This is a genomic window from Wenyingzhuangia sp. IMCC45467, assembly GCF_054111205.1.
Map to the genome: position 1 here is coordinate 596,808 of NZ_CM134196.1, position 20,746 is coordinate 617,553.

At 29.9% G+C, this 20,746-nt stretch carries 18 protein-coding genes; 9 read left to right on the forward strand and 9 right to left on the reverse strand.

Features of this window, described 5'->3' with window-relative positions; all coding sequences use genetic code 11:
• Positions 1 to 99 precede the first annotated feature (99 nt).
• The 7 genes from ACXGQT_RS02715 to ACXGQT_RS02745 all read left to right on the forward strand — a co-directional run bounded on the left by ACXGQT_RS02715 (position 100) and on the right by ACXGQT_RS02745 (position 9,055).
• Positions 100 to 2,697 carry a TonB-dependent receptor domain-containing protein gene (locus tag ACXGQT_RS02715; RefSeq protein ID WP_457829864.1) on the forward strand — a complete coding sequence of 866 codons (2,598 nt, stop codon included), beginning with the start codon at positions 100 to 102 and terminating at the stop codon, positions 2,695 to 2,697.
• Positions 2,698 to 2,792: 95 nt separating this feature from the next.
• Complete coding sequence (locus ACXGQT_RS02720) at positions 2,793 to 4,118, forward strand: MFS transporter (protein ID WP_457829865.1); 1,326 nt, start codon at positions 2,793 to 2,795, stop codon at positions 4,116 to 4,118.
• Between the two features lie 12 nt (positions 4,119 to 4,130).
• On the forward strand, positions 4,131 to 5,054 hold the full coding sequence (locus ACXGQT_RS02725; protein WP_457829866.1) for a carbohydrate kinase family protein: 924 nt from the start codon (positions 4,131 to 4,133) through the stop codon (positions 5,052 to 5,054).
• Positions 5,055 to 5,066: 12 nt separating this feature from the next.
• Positions 5,067 to 6,806 (forward strand): alpha-amylase family glycosyl hydrolase, encoded by a 1,740-nt coding sequence (locus ACXGQT_RS02730; RefSeq protein WP_457829867.1) that lies wholly within the window; start codon positions 5,067 to 5,069, stop codon positions 6,804 to 6,806.
• A 116-nt stretch (positions 6,807 to 6,922) separates the two neighbouring features.
• Positions 6,923 to 7,501 (forward strand): DUF4251 domain-containing protein, encoded by a 579-nt coding sequence (locus tag ACXGQT_RS02735; protein ID WP_457829868.1) that lies wholly within the window; start codon positions 6,923 to 6,925, stop codon positions 7,499 to 7,501.
• A gap of 254 nt (positions 7,502 to 7,755) precedes the next feature.
• Positions 7,756 to 8,772, forward strand: coding sequence for a pirin family protein (locus ACXGQT_RS02740; protein WP_457829869.1), 1,017 nt, complete (start codon positions 7,756 to 7,758; stop codon positions 8,770 to 8,772).
• A 109-nt stretch (positions 8,773 to 8,881) separates the two neighbouring features.
• Entirely contained in the window at positions 8,882 to 9,055 is a 174-nt protein-coding gene (locus tag ACXGQT_RS02745; protein ID WP_457829870.1) for a hypothetical protein, read from the forward strand.
• On the opposite strand, the gene ACXGQT_RS02750 is transcribed toward ACXGQT_RS02745, so the two are convergent.
• The 3 genes from ACXGQT_RS02750 to ACXGQT_RS02760 form a co-directional block, all read right to left on the reverse strand.
• The gene (locus ACXGQT_RS02750) at positions 9,056 to 9,667 is read right to left on the reverse strand and encodes a DEAD/DEAH box helicase (protein WP_457829871.1); all 612 of its coding nucleotides are present in this window, start codon (positions 9,665 to 9,667) and stop codon (positions 9,056 to 9,058) included.
• A 223-nt stretch (positions 9,668 to 9,890) separates the two neighbouring features.
• Entirely contained in the window at positions 9,891 to 10,577 is a 687-nt protein-coding gene (locus ACXGQT_RS02755) for an OmpA family protein (protein ID WP_457829872.1), read from the reverse strand.
• 84 nt (positions 10,578 to 10,661) lie between these two features.
• A complete protein-coding gene (locus ACXGQT_RS02760) occupies positions 10,662 to 12,179 on the reverse strand; it encodes a DEAD/DEAH box helicase (RefSeq protein ID WP_457829873.1) in 1,518 nt (505 codons plus the stop codon).
• A gap of 157 nt (positions 12,180 to 12,336) precedes the next feature.
• Here ACXGQT_RS02760 and ACXGQT_RS02765 point away from each other — a divergent pair, with 157 nt between their 5' ends.
• Entirely contained in the window at positions 12,337 to 12,834 is a 498-nt protein-coding gene (locus ACXGQT_RS02765; protein ID WP_457829874.1) for a DUF1761 domain-containing protein, read from the forward strand.
• A gap of 45 nt (positions 12,835 to 12,879) precedes the next feature.
• Here the strand turns inward: ACXGQT_RS02765 and ACXGQT_RS02770 are convergent, their stop codons facing one another.
• From ACXGQT_RS02770 to ACXGQT_RS02780, 3 genes are all read right to left on the reverse strand, one after another.
• On the reverse strand, positions 12,880 to 14,007 hold the full coding sequence (locus ACXGQT_RS02770; RefSeq protein WP_457829875.1) for a hypothetical protein: 1,128 nt from the start codon (positions 14,005 to 14,007) through the stop codon (positions 12,880 to 12,882).
• 116 nt (positions 14,008 to 14,123) lie between these two features.
• Positions 14,124 to 14,603 (reverse strand): Lrp/AsnC family transcriptional regulator, encoded by a 480-nt coding sequence (locus ACXGQT_RS02775; RefSeq protein ID WP_457829876.1) that lies wholly within the window; start codon positions 14,601 to 14,603, stop codon positions 14,124 to 14,126.
• 111 nt (positions 14,604 to 14,714) lie between these two features.
• A complete protein-coding gene (locus ACXGQT_RS02780) occupies positions 14,715 to 15,767 on the reverse strand; it encodes a M14 family zinc carboxypeptidase (protein WP_457829877.1) in 1,053 nt (350 codons plus the stop codon).
• A 297-nt stretch (positions 15,768 to 16,064) separates the two neighbouring features.
• Here ACXGQT_RS02780 and ACXGQT_RS02785 point away from each other — a divergent pair, with 297 nt between their 5' ends.
• The gene (locus tag ACXGQT_RS02785) at positions 16,065 to 16,451 is read left to right on the forward strand and encodes a helix-turn-helix transcriptional regulator (RefSeq protein ID WP_457829878.1); all 387 of its coding nucleotides are present in this window, start codon (positions 16,065 to 16,067) and stop codon (positions 16,449 to 16,451) included.
• Positions 16,452 to 16,462: 11 nt separating this feature from the next.
• Here the strand turns inward: ACXGQT_RS02785 and ACXGQT_RS02790 are convergent, their stop codons facing one another.
• From ACXGQT_RS02790 to ACXGQT_RS02800, 3 genes are read right to left on the reverse strand one after another with little or no spacing between them, the layout of a single operon-like run.
• Entirely contained in the window at positions 16,463 to 18,928 is a 2,466-nt protein-coding gene (locus ACXGQT_RS02790; RefSeq protein WP_457829879.1) for a M1 family metallopeptidase, read from the reverse strand.
• Between the two features lie 3 nt (positions 18,929 to 18,931).
• Positions 18,932 to 19,468 carry an adenine phosphoribosyltransferase gene (locus tag ACXGQT_RS02795; protein WP_457829880.1) on the reverse strand — a complete coding sequence of 179 codons (537 nt, stop codon included), beginning with the start codon at positions 19,466 to 19,468 and terminating at the stop codon, positions 18,932 to 18,934.
• Positions 19,458 to 20,639: a putative sugar nucleotidyl transferase gene (locus ACXGQT_RS02800; RefSeq protein ID WP_457829881.1), complete on the reverse strand. Its 1,182-nt coding sequence runs from the start codon at positions 20,637 to 20,639 to the stop codon at positions 19,458 to 19,460. The genes ACXGQT_RS02795 and ACXGQT_RS02800 overlap by 11 nt, the downstream gene beginning before the upstream one ends.
• Between the last annotated feature and the right edge of the window lie 107 nt (positions 20,640 to 20,746).

Consider the following 20,746-nt stretch of genomic DNA (forward strand, 5'->3'; position numbering starts at 1 on the left):
ACGTTTTCGATGAAAAACACTCAATTTTTACTCAACTTAGATTATAATTTAGCAAAATAATAAGGTAAATTATTAACTATTAACAAAAAATATAATATTATGAGAAATTCAATTCAATTTAAGTGGGGTGTCTTCTTTGTACTATTTTTATCATTTTCCGCTATATATGCGCAATCAAATGTTACAGGTAGTGTTAAAGATCAAAACGGAGAGCCGTTATTAGGGGTTAGTGTTTTATTAAAAGGAACCTCTCAAGGATCTGTTACAGATTTTAATGGAAATTATACCATTACAAATGTTAAAGATGGAAACTATACTTTAACAGCAGAGTTTTTAGGATATTCTAATTACTCCAAATCAATTAAAATTCAAGGAAAAAATATAACACATAACTTTACCATGAACGCAAGTTCTGAATCTTTAGATGAAGTTATTATTACCGGAGTTGCAACTCCAAAATCTAAAATAGAATCTAGTGTTTCTGTAACAACTATGAAACCAGCAACAATTACACAATCTGCTCCTAGATCTACTGCAGAAATTTTTAGAACCATTCCTGGTATTCGTTCAGAATCTTCTGGAGGTGAAGGAAACTCTAACATTGCGGTAAGAGGGGTGCCAATTTCTTCTGGAGGATCTAAATACGTTCAGTTACAAGAAGATGGATTGCCAGTGTTATTATATGGTGATATTGCTTTTGGTACTGCCGATATTTTTACAAGATTTGATAACAATGTGGCTAAAATTGAGGCTATTCGTGGGGGATCTGCTTCTACATTAACTTCTAATGGTCCAGGTGGAATTATTAATATTATTAGTAAAACAGGAGAAGTAGAAGGAGGATCTATAGGAACAACTTTTGGAGTTGACTACAATTCTTTTAGAACTGATTTTGATTATGGAACTGAAGTAAACGATGGATTATTTATTCATACAGGTGGTTTTTATAGAGTAGGAGAAGGAATTAGAACTACTGGATTTACAGCTAACAATGGTGGACAGTTAAAAGTAAGTTTAACAAAAAAGTTTGACAACGGTCATGTTAGATTGTATGCAAAATATTTAAATGATAGAACTGCAGCTTACATGCCAGTACCTATTAAAGTAACAGGAACAAACAGCAACCCTACATGGGAAGATGCTCCTAATTTTAGTGCCAATAGAGGTTCTATTCACAGTGCAAATCTTACTCAAACATTACGTACAGGTGCCGATGGAGAAACTACCAGAGGGAATGTAACGAACGGAATGCACCCAGTATCTACTTCTGTAGGATTTGAAGCTAGTTTTGATTTGGATAATGATTGGAAAATTACCAACAATGGACGTTTTTCTGTAAATAAAGGAGCTTTTATTACTCCATTTGTTGAAAGTACAGCTACTGCTACAGACATGTCAACAACTTTAGGGGGAGCGTTAACTTATGCAAGTAACGGAAATGCTGTAGATGGAAATGCATTGGTAAACAGAATACACATGTTTGATGTTGAGTTAAATAACTTAAATAATTTTATGAACGATGTAAAATTATCTAAAACAATAGACAATATTAGCATTACAGCAGGATACTTTAAATCTATTCAAAACATATCTATGTCTTGGTTGTGGAATACTTATGTACAAGAAGTTTCTGATGACAATGCTAGATTAATTAATGTTGATGGATTGAGTGAAAATGGTTTGTTAAATTATGGAACACCTGCATGGGGGAACTTACAACGTAATTACGACACTCAATACAATGTATCTGCACCTTATGCACAAATTTCTGTAGATGCAACTGAAAACTTAACGATTGATGCAAGTGTTAGATATGATATGGGGAAAGTAAGTGGTTCTTTTGCTGGAGGTAAAGAAGGTGCTATTGATGTAAATGGTGATGGAACTATTTCTACACCAGAACAAACAGCACATGTTATAGACAATGCAAACCCAACGGCTGTAGATTACGATTATAACTATGTATCTTATTCAGCTGGTGTTAACTACAAGTTTTCAGATGATCAATCTGTATTTGCAAGATATAGTAAAGGTGCTTCAGCAAAATCTGATCGTATTTTATTCTCTGGATTAAACTACTTAAATGGAGATGAAATAAATGCCTTAGACTTTTTAAGTCAAGCAGAAGTTGGATTTAAAAGAAATCTAAGAAGAGGAGCTGTATACGCAACTGCATTTTATGCAACTACAAATGAAGAAGGTGGTTTTGAAGCATCATCAAACAGTATTATAGAAAATGACTACAAATCTATGGGACTTGAATTAGAAGGGTTCTACAATTTTGGTGACTTTAACTTAAGAGGTGCTGTAACTTATACAAAAGCAGAAATTACTTCTGGAGCAAACAAAGGAAACAAGCCAAGAAGACAACCAGATTTTATTTACAACATTATGCCTTCTTATAACTTTGGTAGCACAAAACAAAACTCTATAGGGTTAAGCTTTGTAGGACAAACAGAAGCATTTTCACAAGACTCTAACGAATTAGTAATGCCAAGTTTTGTAATTACAAGTGGATTTGTAAACTATGCTATTACAAAATCATTAAACGCAAACTTATCTGTAAACAATATTTTTGATTCAATAGCTATTACCGAAGCAGAAGAAGGAAGTATTACAGAAAACCAAGTAAACTATGTTAGAGGTAGAACTTTACCAGGTAGATCAATTAGTTTAGCTTTAAAATATCAATTCTAACCCCTAAACTATAGTATTATTAAAGAGTTGATGTCACTTAAACATCAACTCTTTATTTAAAAGAATCTGATTTTAAATTCATAAAAAACAAAGCTATGTTCCGTAAAGTAAAATTAAGTTTTTGGCAAATATTAAATATGAATGTAGGGTTTTTCGGAATCCAATATAGTTTTGGATTACAACAAAGTGCCGTAAATCCTATTTATGATTTTTTAGGAGCTAGTCCACATGAAATTCCATTATTAAATCTTGCAGGTCCTGTAACAGGTTTATTAGTACAACCTATTATTGGTGCCATTAGTGATAAAACGTGGTCTCCTAAATTTGGACGTAGAAAACCTTTCTTTTTAATTGGAGCATTAATGTGTAGCTTATGTTTAATAGCATTTCCATTTAGTAGTACTTTATGGATGGCAGCAGGTTTATTATGGATTTTAGATGCAGGAAATAATACTGCAATGGAGCCTTACAGAGCTTTTATTGCTGATAAATTAGATGACGAACAACAACCTTTAGGGTTTCAAATGCAAAGCTTTTTTACTGGTTTTGGACAAACATTGGCCAACTTATCATTGTTTATTTTTCCAATGATATTTATAGGAAAAACAGGATCATTACCTACTTGGGTTTATGCTTCATTCTTTTTAGGAGCTGTTTGTTCTATTGGTTCTGTTCTTTGGAGTATTAAAACAACCAAAGAAATTCCACCAACACCAGAAGAATTAGCCAAAATGAGAGCTGAAAAAGGAAGTGTTTTTAAACCTTTAATTGAAATATTTTCAGCCATAAGTGATATGCCTAAAATTATGTGGCACTTGGCATTGGTTTATTTATTTCAATGGTATGCTTTGTTCTGTTATTGGCAAAATTCATCAAAAAGTATTGCATTGTCTGTTTGGAATGCAACTCCAAAAAGCAATCCACAAGCCTATGAACAAGCAGTTAGCTGGACAGGTTTGGTTAATGGTTGGTACAATATTGTAACTTTTTTAGTGGCTTTTGTATTGGTAGGTTATGCCAAAAAATACAGTGCCAAAATGGTACATACAGTTTGTTTGTTGTTAGCAGCCATTGGATTTATAGCTTTTCCACACATTGAAGACAAAAACCTACTATTTTTTGCTATTACTGGTTTTGGTATAGGATGGGCAAGCATGATGGGAATACCTTATTTAATGGTTGTTGCAGACATTCCAAAAGAACGCTATGGAGTGTATATGGGAATTATAAACATGATGATCGTAATACCTATGATTATTCAGAATCTATCTTTTGGATATATCTTAAAAAACTTTTTAAACAACGATCCTAGATTGGCTATTTCATTTGCAGGGGTGTTACTACTTATTAGTGCTGTAATCACCTTATTTATGAAAACAAAAAAAGCAACGGAACAACCAATTGTTGCAAATCATCATTAAAAATTAAGAATTATGACAACTAACGTAAAAAACATAGATATTCTTTGTGTAGGAGAGGTGTTAATTGATTTTATTGGTCATCAATCTAACGTAAAAATACATCAAACTGAAGATTATAGAAGGTACCTAGGGGGCTCACCTACCAATGTTGCCATATATAGTTCAAAATTAGGATTAAAAACAACTTTGGTTGCTGCGGTTGGAAAAGATGGATTGGGTGATTTTATTTTAGAAAGTTTGCAAAAACTAAAAGTAGATACATCATTTGTACAACAATACAAAAACAAATCTAGCAGTGTTATTTTTGTGTCAAGAACTGATGGAACACCTGATTTTATCCCTTATAGAGATGCCGATTACTGTATTAGCAAAGATCAAATAACCAAAGAGACTTTACTTAATACTAAAATATACCATACTACCTGTTTTGCTTTAAGTAAAGAAATTGCACAAAACACCATATTAACCAAAGCCAAAGAAGCTTATGAGTTGGGATGTCAATTGAGTATTGATATTAATTATTCTGCTAAAATTTGGGATGCAGAAAGAGATGTATTAGATGTTGTAAAAGAATATTGCCAATATAATCCTTTGGTAAAAGTAAGTGAAGATGATGTTTTTAGGCTATTTAACAAACATTTATCTCCACAAGAAATATTTGATTACTTCCACAATATTGGAGTCAATACTATTTGCTTAACCTTAGGAGGTCAAGGGGTTATATTATCACAAAAAGGAAAAGACCTTATTGAAGTTCCTGCAGAAAAAATTGATAAAATAGAAGATGCTACCGGAGCTGGTGATGCCTTTTGGTCCGGGTTTTTATGCAGTTATATTCAGCAAAAACCATTATTAGATTGTTTAAAATATGGTTCTAAAATAGCAGCTATAAAATTGCAAAACATTGGAGGTTTACCAGATAATATTCAATATTAAAAACACGTCAATATGAAAAAAGAAATCACTCAAAATATAAATGGAGTCATGTTAAATGCTTATCCAGATAGTGTTGGAAACAATTTGCAGGACATGATTAAAGTTTTACAAAAGCCTGAATTTAAAAATACCTTTTCACTGTTTTATATATTACCAACTTTTTTTAATAGCGATTTAGATAGAGGATTTTCTATTATAGATTATAATATTAATAAGGAATTGGTTTCTAAGAATGATTTACAGGCTTTAGAAGAATTAAATATTTCTTTAAAATTTGATATTGTATTAAATCATTTATCAGTAGCCTCTCCACAATTTAAAGACTTATTAGAAAAAGGAGAAGACTCTAAGTATAAAGATTTTTTTATTGATTGGAATGAGTTTTGGAAAGGAGAAGGAATTATGGGAGCTGATGGAGTAGTGGTTCCTAACAAGGAGCATTTAAACAAATTGTTTATGCGTAAGTCTGGTTTGCCTATTTTAAAAGTTCGCTTTCCTGATGGAACGGAAAAACCTTATTGGAATACTTTTTATCAAAAAATTAGTTACCAACCAATTGAGGTAAAAGATTTAGAAAATGTATGGAATTTAGACATTCATCAAGCACAAGATATTTGTAAAACGGTAAACCAAGCTATTGCACAAAATATAGATATTACCGAGATAGATTTAGGGGAGCTAAATCAGTTTAAAAAACCTGTTTTAAAAATTGTAACCAAGAACCGTTCTTATTTAGGACAAATGGATGTAAATGCCAATTCTCCTTTGGTTTGGGAGTTTTATGAGGAAACTTTAAAAAAGCTAAGTAACTACGGATGTAAAATATTAAGATTAGATGCTTTTGCTTATTTACACAAAGAAATAGGTAAAACCAATTTTTTTAATACACCTGGAACTTGGGAGTATTTAGAGAGAATTAAACAAATTGCTCAAAAAAACAACCTGACTTTGTTACCTGAAATACATGCAGAGTATGGAGCTGATTTACACAAAGAAGTAGCTGATAAAGACTATCAAATTTATGACTTTTTTTTACCAGGATTAACCATTCATACCATAGAAAAGTCCAATAGTAAAGCTTTAATTTATTGGGCAAAAGAAATTGTTGAAAAAGGGTACAGAACCGTAAATATGTTAGGTTGTCATGATGGAATTCCAGTATTAGATTTAAAAGGAAAAGAAGTAAACAGTGTTTATAACAAAGGTCTGTTAGAAGATAGCGATATCGAATCAATTATGAACACCATTATGGATAGAGGAGGAAGGGTTAAAAATTTATATGATGCCGAAGGAAAAAAAATATCCTATTATCAAGTAAATGCAACTTTTTATAGTGCTTTAGGAGAAAATGATTCTAAAATGTTAATGGCTAGAGCAATTCAATTATTTATGCCTGGAACCCCTCAAATTTGGTACTTAGATGTTTTTGCTGGAACTAATGATTATAAAGCTGTTGAAAAAGGAGGGAAGGACAGTCATAAAGAAATTAACAGAACTACTTTAAGTATTAAAAATATTGAAGAAGGGTTACAAAAAGAAGTTGTTTTAAAACAGTTAGAATTAATTAGACTAAGAAATACCCACAAAGCTTTTTTAGGAACTGTAGAAATTATAGATACTCATGAGGTTGAAAAAATCAATATAAAATGGCGTTTTAAAAATGAAACAGCTCATTTAGTAGCCAATTTAAAAACATTAAATTATCATATTGAGTATACAGAAAATCAACAAATAAAAAACATTAAATTATAATTTATCCCCTTAATTATTTGAGTTTTGCACCTTGGATCTTATTTTATGATAAGTGAAAAGGTGTTTTTATGTTTATAAAACACTTTTAAAACAATCGTTATTTTGTATCTTTAAATATGATGTATAAAATTAACTTCTTCCGTTTTATAGTGATTGGCTTTTTATCAATGGCTACAATCATTTCCTGTAGTTCTTCAAAAAACATAACTACACAAAAACAAATATATAAATTAGATAGTTTGGTTAACAACAAACAATTTACCATAGAATCTACTTGGGCACAGCCACAAGTAACAACAGCTATGCAACAAGTATTAAACTCAGGATTAATGCAACCAGGCAGTGGAGCAGGGAATATAAACTTGGTTGGAAATTATAATTATTTAACCATTTCGGGAGACAGTATAAGTTCACACTTACCTTATTTTGGTGAAAGACAAATGCAAGTAAACTATGGTGGAGGAGATGGTGCAATTTCTTTTAAAGGAGTAATGAAAAATTATGAAGTTAAAAAAAACAAAGACCATTCATATCGCATAAATTTTTCTGCCCAAAGTAATTCAGAAACATTTAATGTATCTATAAAATTATTTCCTAATTTACAAAGTAATATGTTTATAAGTAGTGGGGCTAGATTTCCTATTAGCTATACTGGTTCTGTTAGTGCAAACAAACCTAAAGAAGCAAACAAATAATTTTCGTCTGTTAAAAATGGAGGTTTGTCTATAAATAAAGATCGTAGGTATATGTTGTTTGTTAAGCAGATAAGTAACTACTACATTTAAATATCGTTTTACAACAACGTCCTTTTTCAATTTTTTCATGGACCTATCTATTTTTAGATAGGTCTTTTTTACTAATAACAACTTGTTTGACTATTGAGTGTAAGTTTGTACCTTTAAAACCTACTACTGTTGTATAAACAACAATTAATAAAATAGTGATGAGTATGACCAAAATAAAAAACATTAAACCATTAGGTTTTCCCTGGCAAACACAAGATCCATTTTTGTTTTGTGCCTATCATAAAGATGAATATCCAAAAGGAAATGAAAACATGGGAGTTCCTAAATCTGAATTTGAAGGAAGAAATATTGGACAAGATTTTGTCGTAAAAGATGGATATAGATTATATCACGGAAGAAAAATCCCAGGTTTTCCATATCATCCACATAAGGGTTTTGAAACCATTACCATTAACAAAGAGGGGTTTGTAGATCATACCGATTCTTTAGGAGGTGCAGGACGTTTTGGAGCTGGAGATGTACAATGGATGACAGCAGGTAAAGGAATTTTACATTCTGAAATGTTTCCCCTAATTAATTCTGACAAAGGAAATCCCTTAGAAATTTTTCAAATCTGGTTGAATTTACCAAAAGTAAGTAAACTGGTAGAACCTCATTTTAAAATGCTTTGGAAAGATATGATTCCTGTTGTAACTGAAATAGACGGTAACGGAAACAAAACTCTGATTGATGTAATTGCAGGAAATTATAAAAATACACAAGCACCAGATACAACTCCAGATTCCTGGGCTGCAAATACTAACAATGGGGTAGAAATTTTAACTATTAAAATGGAACCCAATGCCGTTTTTACTTTACCAGCAAGTACAGTGAAACAGGTACACAAGACTTTGTATTTTTATAAAGGAAGTAATATTGATATTGAAGGAAACAACATTCCTAACGAAAGTATTATTGAAATAAATCCTGAAGTAGATATTATTATAAAAAACGGAAATAGTTATGGGTACCTACTAATGTTACAAGGAAAACCAATAAATGAACCTGTGGCACAATACGGCCCGTTTGTAATGAATACAGATGCAGAAATTCAAGAAGCATTTCAAGAATATCAAAAAACGCAATTCGGTGGTTGGCCTTGGCCAGAACAAGAGCAAACACATGCAAGAAACAAAGGTCGTTTTGCTTTACATACTGATGGGAGAGAGGAAATAAAGTAATTTTTAAACTAAATAATTATTCACAAAAAACCAGATGTGTAAACATCTGGTTTTTTATTGGAATTATATTTCCTAACTTAAAGAATCTATAATCTTAAAAATTAAAATAATGTTACTATTTACCAAATTATACTTTTTACAAATTCCATCAGAAATTCCACATCCAGATCATAACAAAGCGTTAGATTTTTCTAATCCCATGGAAATTATTTTTTACATAGGAGCCCCCATATTAATTTTGATTGTTTTTATTTGGTTAAAAAGAAAAAAAGGAAACCAATAATCAAACAGTTACAATACTCGCATATTCCATAAAGTATGACTCTAAACGTTTTAAATGAACATCTAATTCTTGCGAATAAATTACAAACTGGCTTTTTGTAATACTTTGAGTAATTGACAATACGGTTGCATATGTGTTTTTTTGAGACAAGAATTCTGCATCTTCTATATTAAATATTTTTACTTGAGAGGTATTTACACCATACTGAGAAAGTAATTTTTGTAATGTTTTGGGTGTGGTAATAAGAATATCAACTCCTTCAAATATTTCTGATTTCAACAAATCAATATGTTCTTTTTCATTGGTTGCATACACACGTAACGATGTGTTCCTTGTATACACTAAAAAAGCATCACTTAAAGCCAATGCTTTTTCATTATTTTCTACCAATACAATGGCTCTAGGGGCATCACCAATTTCTTCACATTTTAATTTATGTAAAGTCGTTAAAATTAATGTAGTTGTTTTCCCTTGATTATTGGCAGCATTACAGAATACATTTTTACCACTTTTAATTACTGGAATACTAGCTTTTTGAAATTCTGTAGGAGTTATAATTTCTTTTTGTTCTAAAACTTCTTTAATACTTGGGTGTAATTTTTTAAAAGGCATGTTTAAGTTTTAATTGAAATAAATGCAAAGATACGATTATATAAAGTTTTATAAAGACTTGTGGTTCATGAGAATTCCGTATTTGTTATTTTAAAGGCAAAATCATTAAATATTAAAATTATAGATGATTGGTTAAATTTTATATAATTGTATTATAATTTATATTATGTTAAATAGTGTTTATTAAAGAAAAGGACTGAATATTTTACAGTCCTTTTTAAATTTATTGCTTAGCTTCTTCCTCAGCTTGTTTAATCATGGTTTCATTAGCAATAATAGCCAATTCAACTCTTCTGTTTTTAGCTTTTCCAGCTGCTGTAGAATTATCAGCTATAGGTAATAATTCTCCTTCACCTTTTACAGTAAATCTATCAGCAGGTACTCCTAATGCTTGTAAGTAATTTGCAACAGCACTTGCTCTTTTTTCTGATAAAGTTAAATTATAAGATTCAGCTCCATCAGAATCTGTATGTCCAGTTACAAATAAGTTTGTCTCTGGGTATTTTTGTAATACAGTTGCTAATTTAGTTAAAGTGTTTTTAGTGTCTTCATTAATTTCTGTACCGTTAGAAGCAAAATAAATTCCAGCTCCTTCATCAAAAACCACATCAATTCCTTCACCAACTCTATAAACTTGAGCTCCAGGAATAGAGTTTCTTAATTCTTCAGCTTGTTTGTCCATTTTTTTACCAATAATAACTCCGGTTGTACCTCCAACCGCAGCACCACTAATAGCACCAATAGCAGCTCCTTTTTTTCCACCGATTAATGCTCCAATTCCAGCACCAATAGCAGCTCCAGCACCCGTACCTAATAAACCTCCTTTAGTTGTGTTGTTCATACTTGAACAACCTACAAACATACTTGCACTTAAACAGATCAATACTGTATTTCTAAAAATTTTCTTCATAATTAATTTTATTGTTTTACGTAATGTGAAGTTATTTAATTATTTCTTAATAAGTAAATATTAATGTTAAAAAACTAATAGGTTTTACTCTTTAAATTTCATGTTAATAGCTGTATTCAACTTTCTTTTATAGTCTTCTTCAAGCCACATGATGTAGTTTTTAGTACTTTTAATCATATAGTGAGAGTATTTCTTTATTCTATCTTTGATATCATCATCTAATAAAATAGCCAAATCTCTTGCATCAAAAACATCTTCTGCGTTTTCATAACACATTTGAGCATGCTGTTCTACTGATTTATCTAAGACTACTTTAGATTTTATTCCTCTTTTAATAGCGTTGTCATAATGTTCTTTTACTTTAAAAGATATGTCTTCCGAGTTTTTAAATTTCTCTCGAATTTCTTTAGGCATATCATATACAAACTGACGTTCTATTTCTTCATCATTAATTAAATTATCTAAGTAATAGTCTGGTGATTTAAAAATACGTTTCCAATTTATTGGAGCACTCCAAAGTCCAAAGCGAGCAGCATTGTTTCCTAAATCAATAACATTAAACTCTTTTTTGTCTTTGTAAACACGAGATCCACGACCAATCATTTGATAATATAATGTTATAGATTTTGTTGCTCTGTTTAAAATAATAGTATCAACACTAGGCTCATCAAATCCTGTTGTTAAGATACTTACGGATGTTAAAATTGCATCTGGAGTTTTTTTAAACCATCTTAAAATTTCACTCCTCTCCTGCTTAGAAAAGGTATTGTCTAAATGACGTATGTTATCGTAACCAGCTGCTTTAAAAGTATCATATACATGCCAAGATGTATTAATACCGTTATTAAATATTAATGTTTTTTTACCTAAAGATTTTTCTATATAAGCATGCAATAGTTTGTCTTGCATTAAATTACTTGTATATAAATCATCAGATGATTTTACAGTATAGTCTCCATTAATACCTACTTTTAATCCTCCTAAAGCAACATCAAAAGTATAAGTGGTGGCTTTAGCCAAAAAACCTCTTTCTATTAATGTAGGTATTGGCTCTCCAACCAATAATTCATCATATATTTCATTCATAGGAAGTTTTATGTTAGAACTTAGTGGGGTTGCTGTAACTCCTAAAATAAAACAATCTTGAAAATACTTAAACAACTTACGGAATGAGTTATAATGTGCTTCATCAATAATAACCATACTTACATCATCCATATTAAGTAGGTCATCATTCAATCTATTTTTTAACGTTTCTACCATGGCTACAAAACACATAAAATCTTCTTGATCATCTAAAGACTTTACATCACTTGTAATTACTTTGTTGGCCACACCAAACTCATCTAACATTTTTGAAGTTTGACTACTCAACTCAATCCTGTGAGTTAAAATCAAAACTTTTTTCTGTTTTTCTTTAATAAAACGCCTTGCTATTTCAGAAAAAATAACGGTTTTACCTCCCCCAGTTGGTAACTGAAAAACTAAGTTATAATTAGAAGGTTTGTTTTCTATTTTATCAAAAACATTATTAATATTCTCTTTTTGATAATCGTATAATTCCTTCTTCTTTTTACTTGTTTTCTTTATTTCTACTTCCATATAGTCTTTTTGAGTTTTGCAAAACTACGCAGTTTTTAAAGTTTTACGAAATTTAAAGATGTGTTTTTTCTCCATAACTACTGTATTTATATATAGTTTAAAGATTTATGTAAGAAAAAACTTATATTTATAAGGACTAATTTATAAAACTACAACTATGAGCTTTAATTTTCCTGTATTATTAATTTCAGCAATCATCCCTTTGTTTATGGGGTTTATTTGGTATAATCCTAAACTTTTTGGTACTGCTTGGATGAAGGAGTGTTCATTTAATATTGATGAAATTGAAAAACCCAATCCTATTATTTTTTTATGGTGTTATCTGCTTAGTATACTTATTTCCATAGCTATAACTCCAATTGTTATTCATCAATTTGGATTTTTTTCTATTTTAATGGGAAATCCTGATTTAACAGATCCTAATTCTGAACTTTTTGCTTATGTAAGTGATTTTATGCTTAAATATGGACAAAATTTTAGAACTTTTAAACATGGTGTTTTTCATGGTATTATTAATGGTGTTCTCATTATACTACCAGTAATAGGTACCAATGCTATTTTTGAAAAAAAATCTTTTAAATACGTAATGATCAATTCTGGTTATTGGATAGTTACTTTGGGGCTTATGGGAGGAATCATTTGTCAGTTTAATTAAAAAACAGAAAACATAAAAAAACTCGGATAATAAATTCCGAGTTTTTTATGTTATAACACTATTTTTAAAAGGTTTCCTTAGTTCATAATCATTAGGTTTAACGTTTTTAACAAGCGGCGTTAATAAAGTGTTTAGTACTTTGTTTGTGTGTTTTAAATACAAACTCATGCCAACTGGTTCTGCTCCTAAACCACTTTTCATTATTTCTGCCGTTCTTCCTAGTCTAAGTTCTTTAACCTGGGTTTTAATAGCCAATGTAACATAATCATATAAAACACGCTTATACAAGGGAACAGATTTGTTAATATTATAATCAATTCCAACATAATTAGCATCTAAACAATCATCCGTAAAACAAGCTGTGCTAAAAGCTACCATTTTATTTTCTATAAAATATCCTGTAAACACAAACTTTTCTTGCAACTCCTTTTTTAAATAATAAAAAGCATTATCTGTTAATTTTACCATATTAAATCTTGCTGTGTTAACCACTGATAAATACAAAGTATTTATGATAGATTTATAACTTTTAATTTCATCTGCTGTAAATTGTTTTACTTTAACAGAATCTGTTTTTTTTAATACGCTTTTTGCCCTTGTTCTGTACTTGGTAGTCAAACTACTTAAATATTCATCAAAAGTATTCCATGTAGGTTTTATTATTAAAACCATGCTTACATCGATTTCAAATTCAATGAATTTTTTTAAGAGTTGTTGTTGAATATCTAGGTTTTTATCTTTCCTAAATTCTTTAAACATTAAAAAACTAATATCTATTGGGGGGTTAATGCTTTTAACAGTGCTTGTAACACTCTTTACAAGTTTATAAACATCACAACAATCTTTATTAAAAACAAAACCGTTTACTCCTGTAGCAAAAAAATTACCACACATTAATAAATTACCTGATATGTTTTTTAAAATCTTATTCGTTAATTTTTTATTGATTTCTTTCTGGAAAGTATCATGATAATGAAAACCTCTATTAATTTCTAAACATTGAAAATACATTACTCCTACAGGAATATTTTGTTTATATATAACTACGTATATAAAACTTAAACAAGGTATTTTGCTGTTTTCTAAAGCAATTAAATATGCTGGTGTTAAATATACATTGCTATGTTTGATAAAAGACCATTCATTTATAATATCATTTATTAAAAATGACATTTTAAAAGAACAATGACTATTTATAGCGTATGTTGACATATTCATATAATTTAAAAAAGGACATAAAAAAACACCTTAGTAGGTTACTAAGGTGTTTTCTTACGATATAATGTCTATTAATAATCTTTAAAAATAGCGTGCATCATTCTTTTTTTGTCATTAATGCTTTCTTCCATAGAAATCATTGTTTCTGTTCTTCTAACTCCATCAATATCATCTATTGAGAAAATAATATCTTTTGCTTGGTTAGTGTCTTTTGCTCTAATTTTACAGAAAATATTATACTTTCCTGCTGTAATATAAGCAACTGTTACATTTGGTATTTTTTCTAAAGCATCTAATACTTGTCTAATTTTAGAGCTACTCTCTAAATATAAACCAACGTGAGCAATAAAATTATACTCCATTTTTTCATAATCCAATGTTAAAGTAGAACCTTTAATGATTCCTTCGTCTTCCATTTTTTTAACACGAACATGAATAGTACCTGCTGATACCAGTAATTTTTTAGCAATATCCGTAAAAGGAGTTCTTGCGTTATCTATCAACATGTCTAATATCTGGTGATCAATTTCGTCTAAATGATGTTTTTTCATGGCTGTGAGGTACTTTTAACTATCTATATTTTAAGTGACAAAAATACAATATTCTAGTATTTTTATATCTTTTTACAAACTAAATATAGTTATTCTTAACAAATATTTAAACTAAAACTCATTATAAGCATTAAATTCTTTTAAATCTCCTCTTTGATACTCCACCAATTTAGAAACTAATTTGTTATTAACTACCTCATAATCATACTGAAAAGCAATATCTACATGTTGATTATTGTCATCTATAAAATTTCTTAAAATTAGGTCATAATTTTGCTTTCCATTGTTAGGAATATCAAAATATGGCTCATAATTGGTGTAATTTTCATTATATACTAGGTATTTTAACCCACTTAAGATCGCATAAAAGTTAAATTTACGAACAATATCTCTATTATAATCTCCAGGATAATGTCCTGCTTCTATTAAAATAGTATTGTGTCCTAACTTCTGAAAATTATCTCCTGTTGCTGTAGGGTAAAACTCATCGGTATATCTCCCAACATAATTTGGAATTATTTCTTGCAATGTATTGTTCATTGCTACAATAGCAGCCATGGTTTCTTTTCTACCAACAGTTAAGTTTCTTTCTACATCAACTGATGGAGCTAAAAAGGATATGGTGGCAGGGTTTTTAAATCCTTCTACATTAAAAATTGTTCTCTGATCATGTAAATTAAAACAAAACTGAGGGTTAAAACTATCTAAAACGTTTCTAAGCAAATGACTTTCTTTGGCTTGTAAAGCTACTGCATCCCTATTTAAATCTACATTATTAACATTTACCCTAGTAAAGTTTTTAGCACCATCGGGGTTTAGCATTGGAATAAACACCAAGGTACAAGTGTTTAATAAGTCTTTAACAAAAGAATTGTCTTTATAAGCATCTATATATTTAAACAAATCAAACAAAGCTTTGGTTCCTGTGCTTTCGTTTCCATGCATTTGAGACCATAAGAGTATTCTTTTAGGCCCTGTACCCAAAGTGATATGGTATATGTTTTTACCTGCTTCAGAAGTTCCTAAATCTTGAACCACAAAAGGAGCTTTTAAAGTTTTAATAACGGGCTCTATATCTTCTAAAACAATACGTCTACCTAACAATTTATTCTCGTAATTGTTTAGGTACCATTTTTCTAAAGTATCTAAATCTAATCTATTCATGTTACAAAAGTAAACAACCTTTTGTTTACAATTGTGATTCACATATGTAAACAAACTAGTTAAGCAATACAAGTACCTGATTCATATTTGTAATTTAATGATACTTGCTACTTTTCTTAATCTACGTATCTATTTTTAACTTTATTAAAAAATACATAAAATACTATAAAACAGTAAATTAATCATATTTATCTAACCTGTATTATAGCTAATGGTATTATATTTTGATTAATTATTGTTTAAGTGGAATCATATAGTTACATTTGTAAACAAATAAAACAACCACTATAAATTACAATGTTAAACCAAGAAGACTTTATTAACAGACTACATAAATTACTAGAACATTACCATTTATCAGCAGCTAATTTTGCTGATGAAATTAACGTACAACGCTCTAGTATATCTCATCTACTTTCTGGAAGAAACAAACCTAGCTTAGAATTCATTTTAAAAATTGTTGACAATTACAAAGAAGTATCGTTAGACTGGTTGTTGTATGGAAAAGACACCTTCCCTATTAAAGAAATAAGCAACACTAAACACCAAGACTTGTTTAGTGGAGACAAAGTAGAAACAACTAGAGAAAATAATGACCCAAAAAAAACAACAACTCCTTCTGATATAGAAAGAATTGTTGTTTTTTATAAAAATGGAACTTTTAAAGAATATTCCGAACTTTAATAATTATCGTGTTATTCTACAGCAAGTTTTTTAACACCTTGCTCTAAAATAGATAGAATTGTATTTTTATTAGCATGATTTACTTCCTGCTGTTTAGCTATTACTTTTCTTAGAACTCGTATACATTCATAATTAAAATTGTATTTTCTATACCTTAAGCCTTTTTCAACAAAATCATTGACCATTGTCTGTATAGCCTCTTCATTATCTGTAGCAGCAACCCAATCAAAAGCATCTTCAAAATTTTTCTTTAGTTTTTCATCTTGAATTAAATACATTCCGGTTAATAAATATTTAGCCACAAAATTTACTTGCTCAGGCTTGCGTTGTTCTAAGTAAATTTTTAACAAAGGAACATATATATAGTCTTTCACATTTACAGACAAACCAGCTGCATACTTTTCTGCCCTATCTTTGTCTATATAATACATAGCCAACAAACTATTCCCTTTTACTTTAGGAGATATATTATCAATTCCTTGAATATATATTGATAAAAACTTTTTATCTAATAATTTCCCTAAAGTAGAGATTGCAGCCGCAGCCACATTAGGATTTTTATTTTTAGCCAAATCAGCAATTCTATCAATTGTTCTTCTTTTTGCAAAGCTCCCAGCCAAATTAATATTCTCTAAAGCATAGGCCTGAATGGTTTCATAAGAATCGTTAATAGCCTCTTCAAACAACTTAAAAGCATCTTTATCATCTTGCTTGTCTTTTAACATCTCTAAAGACTCCATTCTATCTACATAATGACTAGCATGTTTGTATTGATAAATTAATTGTTCTGTAGTTAATTTTGGTTCTGTAATTTCAGCCAATAAAACATGATCTGAATTTACCTTTACTAATTTAGGTTCTTTTTTAAATGGAAACTCAAAAATCTTTTCTTTTCCATCTACAAACACTTTATATTCTTGCTTGGTATCTCCGTCATAAACAGTAATAGTTAAAGGAAAATCGAACTCTTTACCAGATTGAGTTACTTTTACCTTTACTTTATCGGTAAGTAAATCATTGGTATATGTTACATTTAATCTTGGGTGACCATTACTATAATACCACTGACTAAAAAACCAAACCAAATCTTCTCCACTTACTTCCTCAAAAGCCAAACGCAATTGTTGAGCTTCAGCAGATTTAAATTTATTGGTCTCTAAATATAACTTAAGTCCAGCAAAGAAAACATCATCACCTAAGTAGTTTCTAAGCACATGAAGAATCATTCCTCCTTTGTTGTAGCTAACCACATCAAAAACATCATCTTTTTTAGAATAGTTGTAACGCACCAAATGCTTTTCATAATTTTCTTGTAAAGCATTTGGATTTAAGTACTGATCTTTGGTTTTACGCATATGCTCCTCTGCTCTATCTTTTCCATATTGATGCTCCAACCATAAGTATTCTGAATAATTTGCAAACGATTCATTTACAGTAATATTTGCCCAGCTTTCAGTCGTAACCAAATCACCAAACCAGTGATGAAACAATTCGTGTGCAATGGTAGTTTCCCAAGTGTTTCTTTCAGACAACTCACCTTTTGACAACATGGCTTGCTCAGCATGTATTACTGCACCTGTATTTTCCATAGCACCACTAACATAATCACGTACAATCATTTGACTGTATTTATCCCAAGGATACTCAACTCCTGTAATATCCGAAAAGAAAGTCAACATTTTTGTAGTGTTTTTAAACAGTTCTGTTGCGGTATCTTTATAATCAGGTTCAACATAAAAATTAACTTCCTTCCCTTTCCATGTTTGTTTTATCACGGCAAAATCTCCTACACCAACAAAAAACAAATAAGGAGCATGTGGCAAGGTTTGTTTCCAAACATCGGTTCTAGTTCCATCACCATTTTCTTTTTGTGAAATTAAACTTCCGTTAGATAAAGTCACAAATTTATTAGGGACCGTAAGAGTAATTTCTTCTGTAGATTTTTGATTTGGTTTATCAATTGTAGGAAACCAAACACTGTTTTGTTCAGGCTCACCTTGAGTCCATATTTCTGTAGGTTTGTTTTTATCATCTCCTTTAGGGTTGATAAAATACAGCCCTTTATCATCTGTAATAGCTACACCACCTTCACTTTGTACCTTGTTTGGATTTCCTTTGTATTTAATATACAAGGTAAGTGTATCGTTTTTAGTATAGATTTTAGGAAGATCAATATTTAACTTGGTTCCAGAATTGTAAAACTCTAATTTTTTGTTTTCAGATTTCACCTCATAAATATTCATTTTTTTTGCATCTAACTGTATTTTATCAGTGTTAAAAAAATGAGGGGTTACAGTAACCCAAGCTTCTCCGTTAACTGTTTGATCATCAAAATTGAAACTTAAATTAAGCTTAGTATCAATTAAATCAAAATCTTTTTTTGCAGTTTTTCCATTGTCATTAAAACGATACAAACGTTGTGCCTGAGTTTGACTCGCTATTAGAACAACAAAAAATAACTTTATGTATTGTTGCATAAATTAATAGGTTATAAGTGATTTTATAATTGGTTGAATATCTTTTAAGATCTTACTTCCTTCTAAAAAAGTTAAATCTATTACAAAACTAAATCCAGCCACATTGGCCTTTTGTTTAATTAATTTTGCAGCCGCAACAGCCGTACCTCCTGTTGCTAATAAATCATCGTGAATTAACACATTACTTCCTTCTTTAATAGCATCTTCATGTACTTCAATAGTTGCAGACCCATATTCTAAATCATACGATTCTTTAATGGTTTTGGCTGGTAGTTTGCCTTCTTTACGAATCATAATAAAAGGAACCTGTAGTTTTTGTGCTAACAAAACACCAAATAAATATCCTCTAGATTCTATTCCTGCAACGGCATCAATTTTAACATCTTTAAATTGATTTGCCATTTCAACAATCATGTCTTGTAACAAATCTGGATGTAATAATATTGGGGTAATGTCTTTAAATAATATTCCTGGTTTGGGAAAATCTTGCACATCACGAATGACAGATTTTACTCTATCTTCTAAATTTTTAGTTTTCAATTTTGTTTCTATATTTTTTTGTTTGATGATATACTTCTTCTAATATTAGTATTTCTTGTTGTGATAATTCTTGTTGCGATAACTCCATCATTTTATTAGCTGTTCTAATGGCTTTTTTAAAATTATAGACATCCATTATTTTATTACCACCCCAAGTATAAGATGGAATAAATTTTTCAGGTAAATCAGACCCAAAAATATTAGCACTCACACCAACAACTGTACCAGTGTTAAACATAGCATTGATACCAGTTTTGGAATGATCTCCCATCATTAATCCGCAAAACATTTGTTGGGTATCTTCATAAATTTCATCTTCATAACTCCACAATCTTACTTTACTAAATGTGTTTTTTAAATTAGATACATTGGTATCTGCTCCAAAATTACACCACTCTCCCACCACAGAGTTTCCTAGATATCCTTCATGTCCTTTGTTAGAGTTTCCAAAAACAATACTGTTTTTTACTTCACCTCCTATTTTACAATTAGGACCAATGGTAGTGGCACCATATATTTTTGCTCCCATTTTTATCACAGATTTTTCTCCTAAGACAAAAGGTCCTCTAATTAGCGCTCCATCTAAAATAGTAGCATCTTTTGCTATATAAATTGGTCCAGTAGATGCGTTTAAAACACAAGGAAAAATGGTAGCTCCTTCTTCTATAAAAATTTGTTCTTTATGAATAGCTTGAACGCCTTCGGGAATTTCCATAGAAATTTCATCAGTAGTTAACAATTCAAAATCTTGTTTGATGGCATAGTCATTCTTTAAAAACAAATCCCATTTAGATTGTATACTTTCTACATTTTCTAATTCAATAGACTCATAAGAATTAAAATCAACGTCTTCTTGTTCATCTGAACTATAAAAAGCCAAAACATCTTCTTTATATACTACTTTCTGATTTTCTTTTAAATTTTTTACCGCTTCAAAAAAACATTTATTTGGTATATAACCAGCATTGATAAAAATATTCTCTTCCATTTCTATCATTGGATATTTATCACTTAAATATTCCTCAGTTAAAGTAGTAGTTGTTAATCTTAAATATTTTTCCCACTTTTCACGAATGGTTAAAATTCCAATTCTAATATCTGCAACTGGTTTTGTAAAAGTAAATGGCAAAAGTGCTTCTCTAAAAGCACCATCATAAAGAATGTAATTCATGTTTCTTTTTTATAGTATTTAATTAATTTATTGCAATTTAAATCAACTTGTACAATTCATCAAAATACATAAGCCATCCTATATTTGTACTATTTTTTAACAGGTAA

Coding starts and splice junctions, on each gene's coding strand:
- ACXGQT_RS02715 (WP_457829864.1), top strand. CDS start 100: ATGAGAAATTCAATTCAATTTAAGTGGGGTGTCTTCTTTGTACTATTT.
- ACXGQT_RS02720 (WP_457829865.1), top strand. CDS start 2,793: ATGTTCCGTAAAGTAAAATTAAGTTTTTGGCAAATATTAAATATGAAT.
- ACXGQT_RS02725 (WP_457829866.1), top strand. CDS start 4,131: ATGACAACTAACGTAAAAAACATAGATATTCTTTGTGTAGGAGAGGTG.
- ACXGQT_RS02730 (WP_457829867.1), top strand. CDS start 5,067: ATGAAAAAAGAAATCACTCAAAATATAAATGGAGTCATGTTAAATGCT.
- ACXGQT_RS02735 (WP_457829868.1), top strand. CDS start 6,923: ATGATGTATAAAATTAACTTCTTCCGTTTTATAGTGATTGGCTTTTTA.
- ACXGQT_RS02740 (WP_457829869.1), top strand. CDS start 7,756: ATGACCAAAATAAAAAACATTAAACCATTAGGTTTTCCCTGGCAAACA.
- ACXGQT_RS02745 (WP_457829870.1), top strand. CDS start 8,882: ATGTTACTATTTACCAAATTATACTTTTTACAAATTCCATCAGAAATT.
- ACXGQT_RS02750 (WP_457829871.1), bottom strand. CDS start 9,667: ATGCCTTTTAAAAAATTACACCCAAGTATTAAAGAAGTTTTAGAACAA.
- ACXGQT_RS02755 (WP_457829872.1), bottom strand. CDS start 10,577: ATGAAGAAAATTTTTAGAAATACAGTATTGATCTGTTTAAGTGCAAGT.
- ACXGQT_RS02760 (WP_457829873.1), bottom strand. CDS start 12,179: ATGGAAGTAGAAATAAAGAAAACAAGTAAAAAGAAGAAGGAATTATAC.
- ACXGQT_RS02765 (WP_457829874.1), top strand. CDS start 12,337: ATGAGCTTTAATTTTCCTGTATTATTAATTTCAGCAATCATCCCTTTG.
- ACXGQT_RS02770 (WP_457829875.1), bottom strand. CDS start 14,007: ATGTCATTTTTAATAAATGATATTATAAATGAATGGTCTTTTATCAAA.
- ACXGQT_RS02775 (WP_457829876.1), bottom strand. CDS start 14,603: ATGAAAAAACATCATTTAGACGAAATTGATCACCAGATATTAGACATG.
- ACXGQT_RS02780 (WP_457829877.1), bottom strand. CDS start 15,767: ATGAATAGATTAGATTTAGATACTTTAGAAAAATGGTACCTAAACAAT.
- ACXGQT_RS02785 (WP_457829878.1), top strand. CDS start 16,065: ATGTTAAACCAAGAAGACTTTATTAACAGACTACATAAATTACTAGAA.
- ACXGQT_RS02790 (WP_457829879.1), bottom strand. CDS start 18,928: ATGCAACAATACATAAAGTTATTTTTTGTTGTTCTAATAGCGAGTCAA.
- ACXGQT_RS02800 (WP_457829881.1), bottom strand. CDS start 20,639: ATGAATTACATTCTTTATGATGGTGCTTTTAGAGAAGCACTTTTGCCA.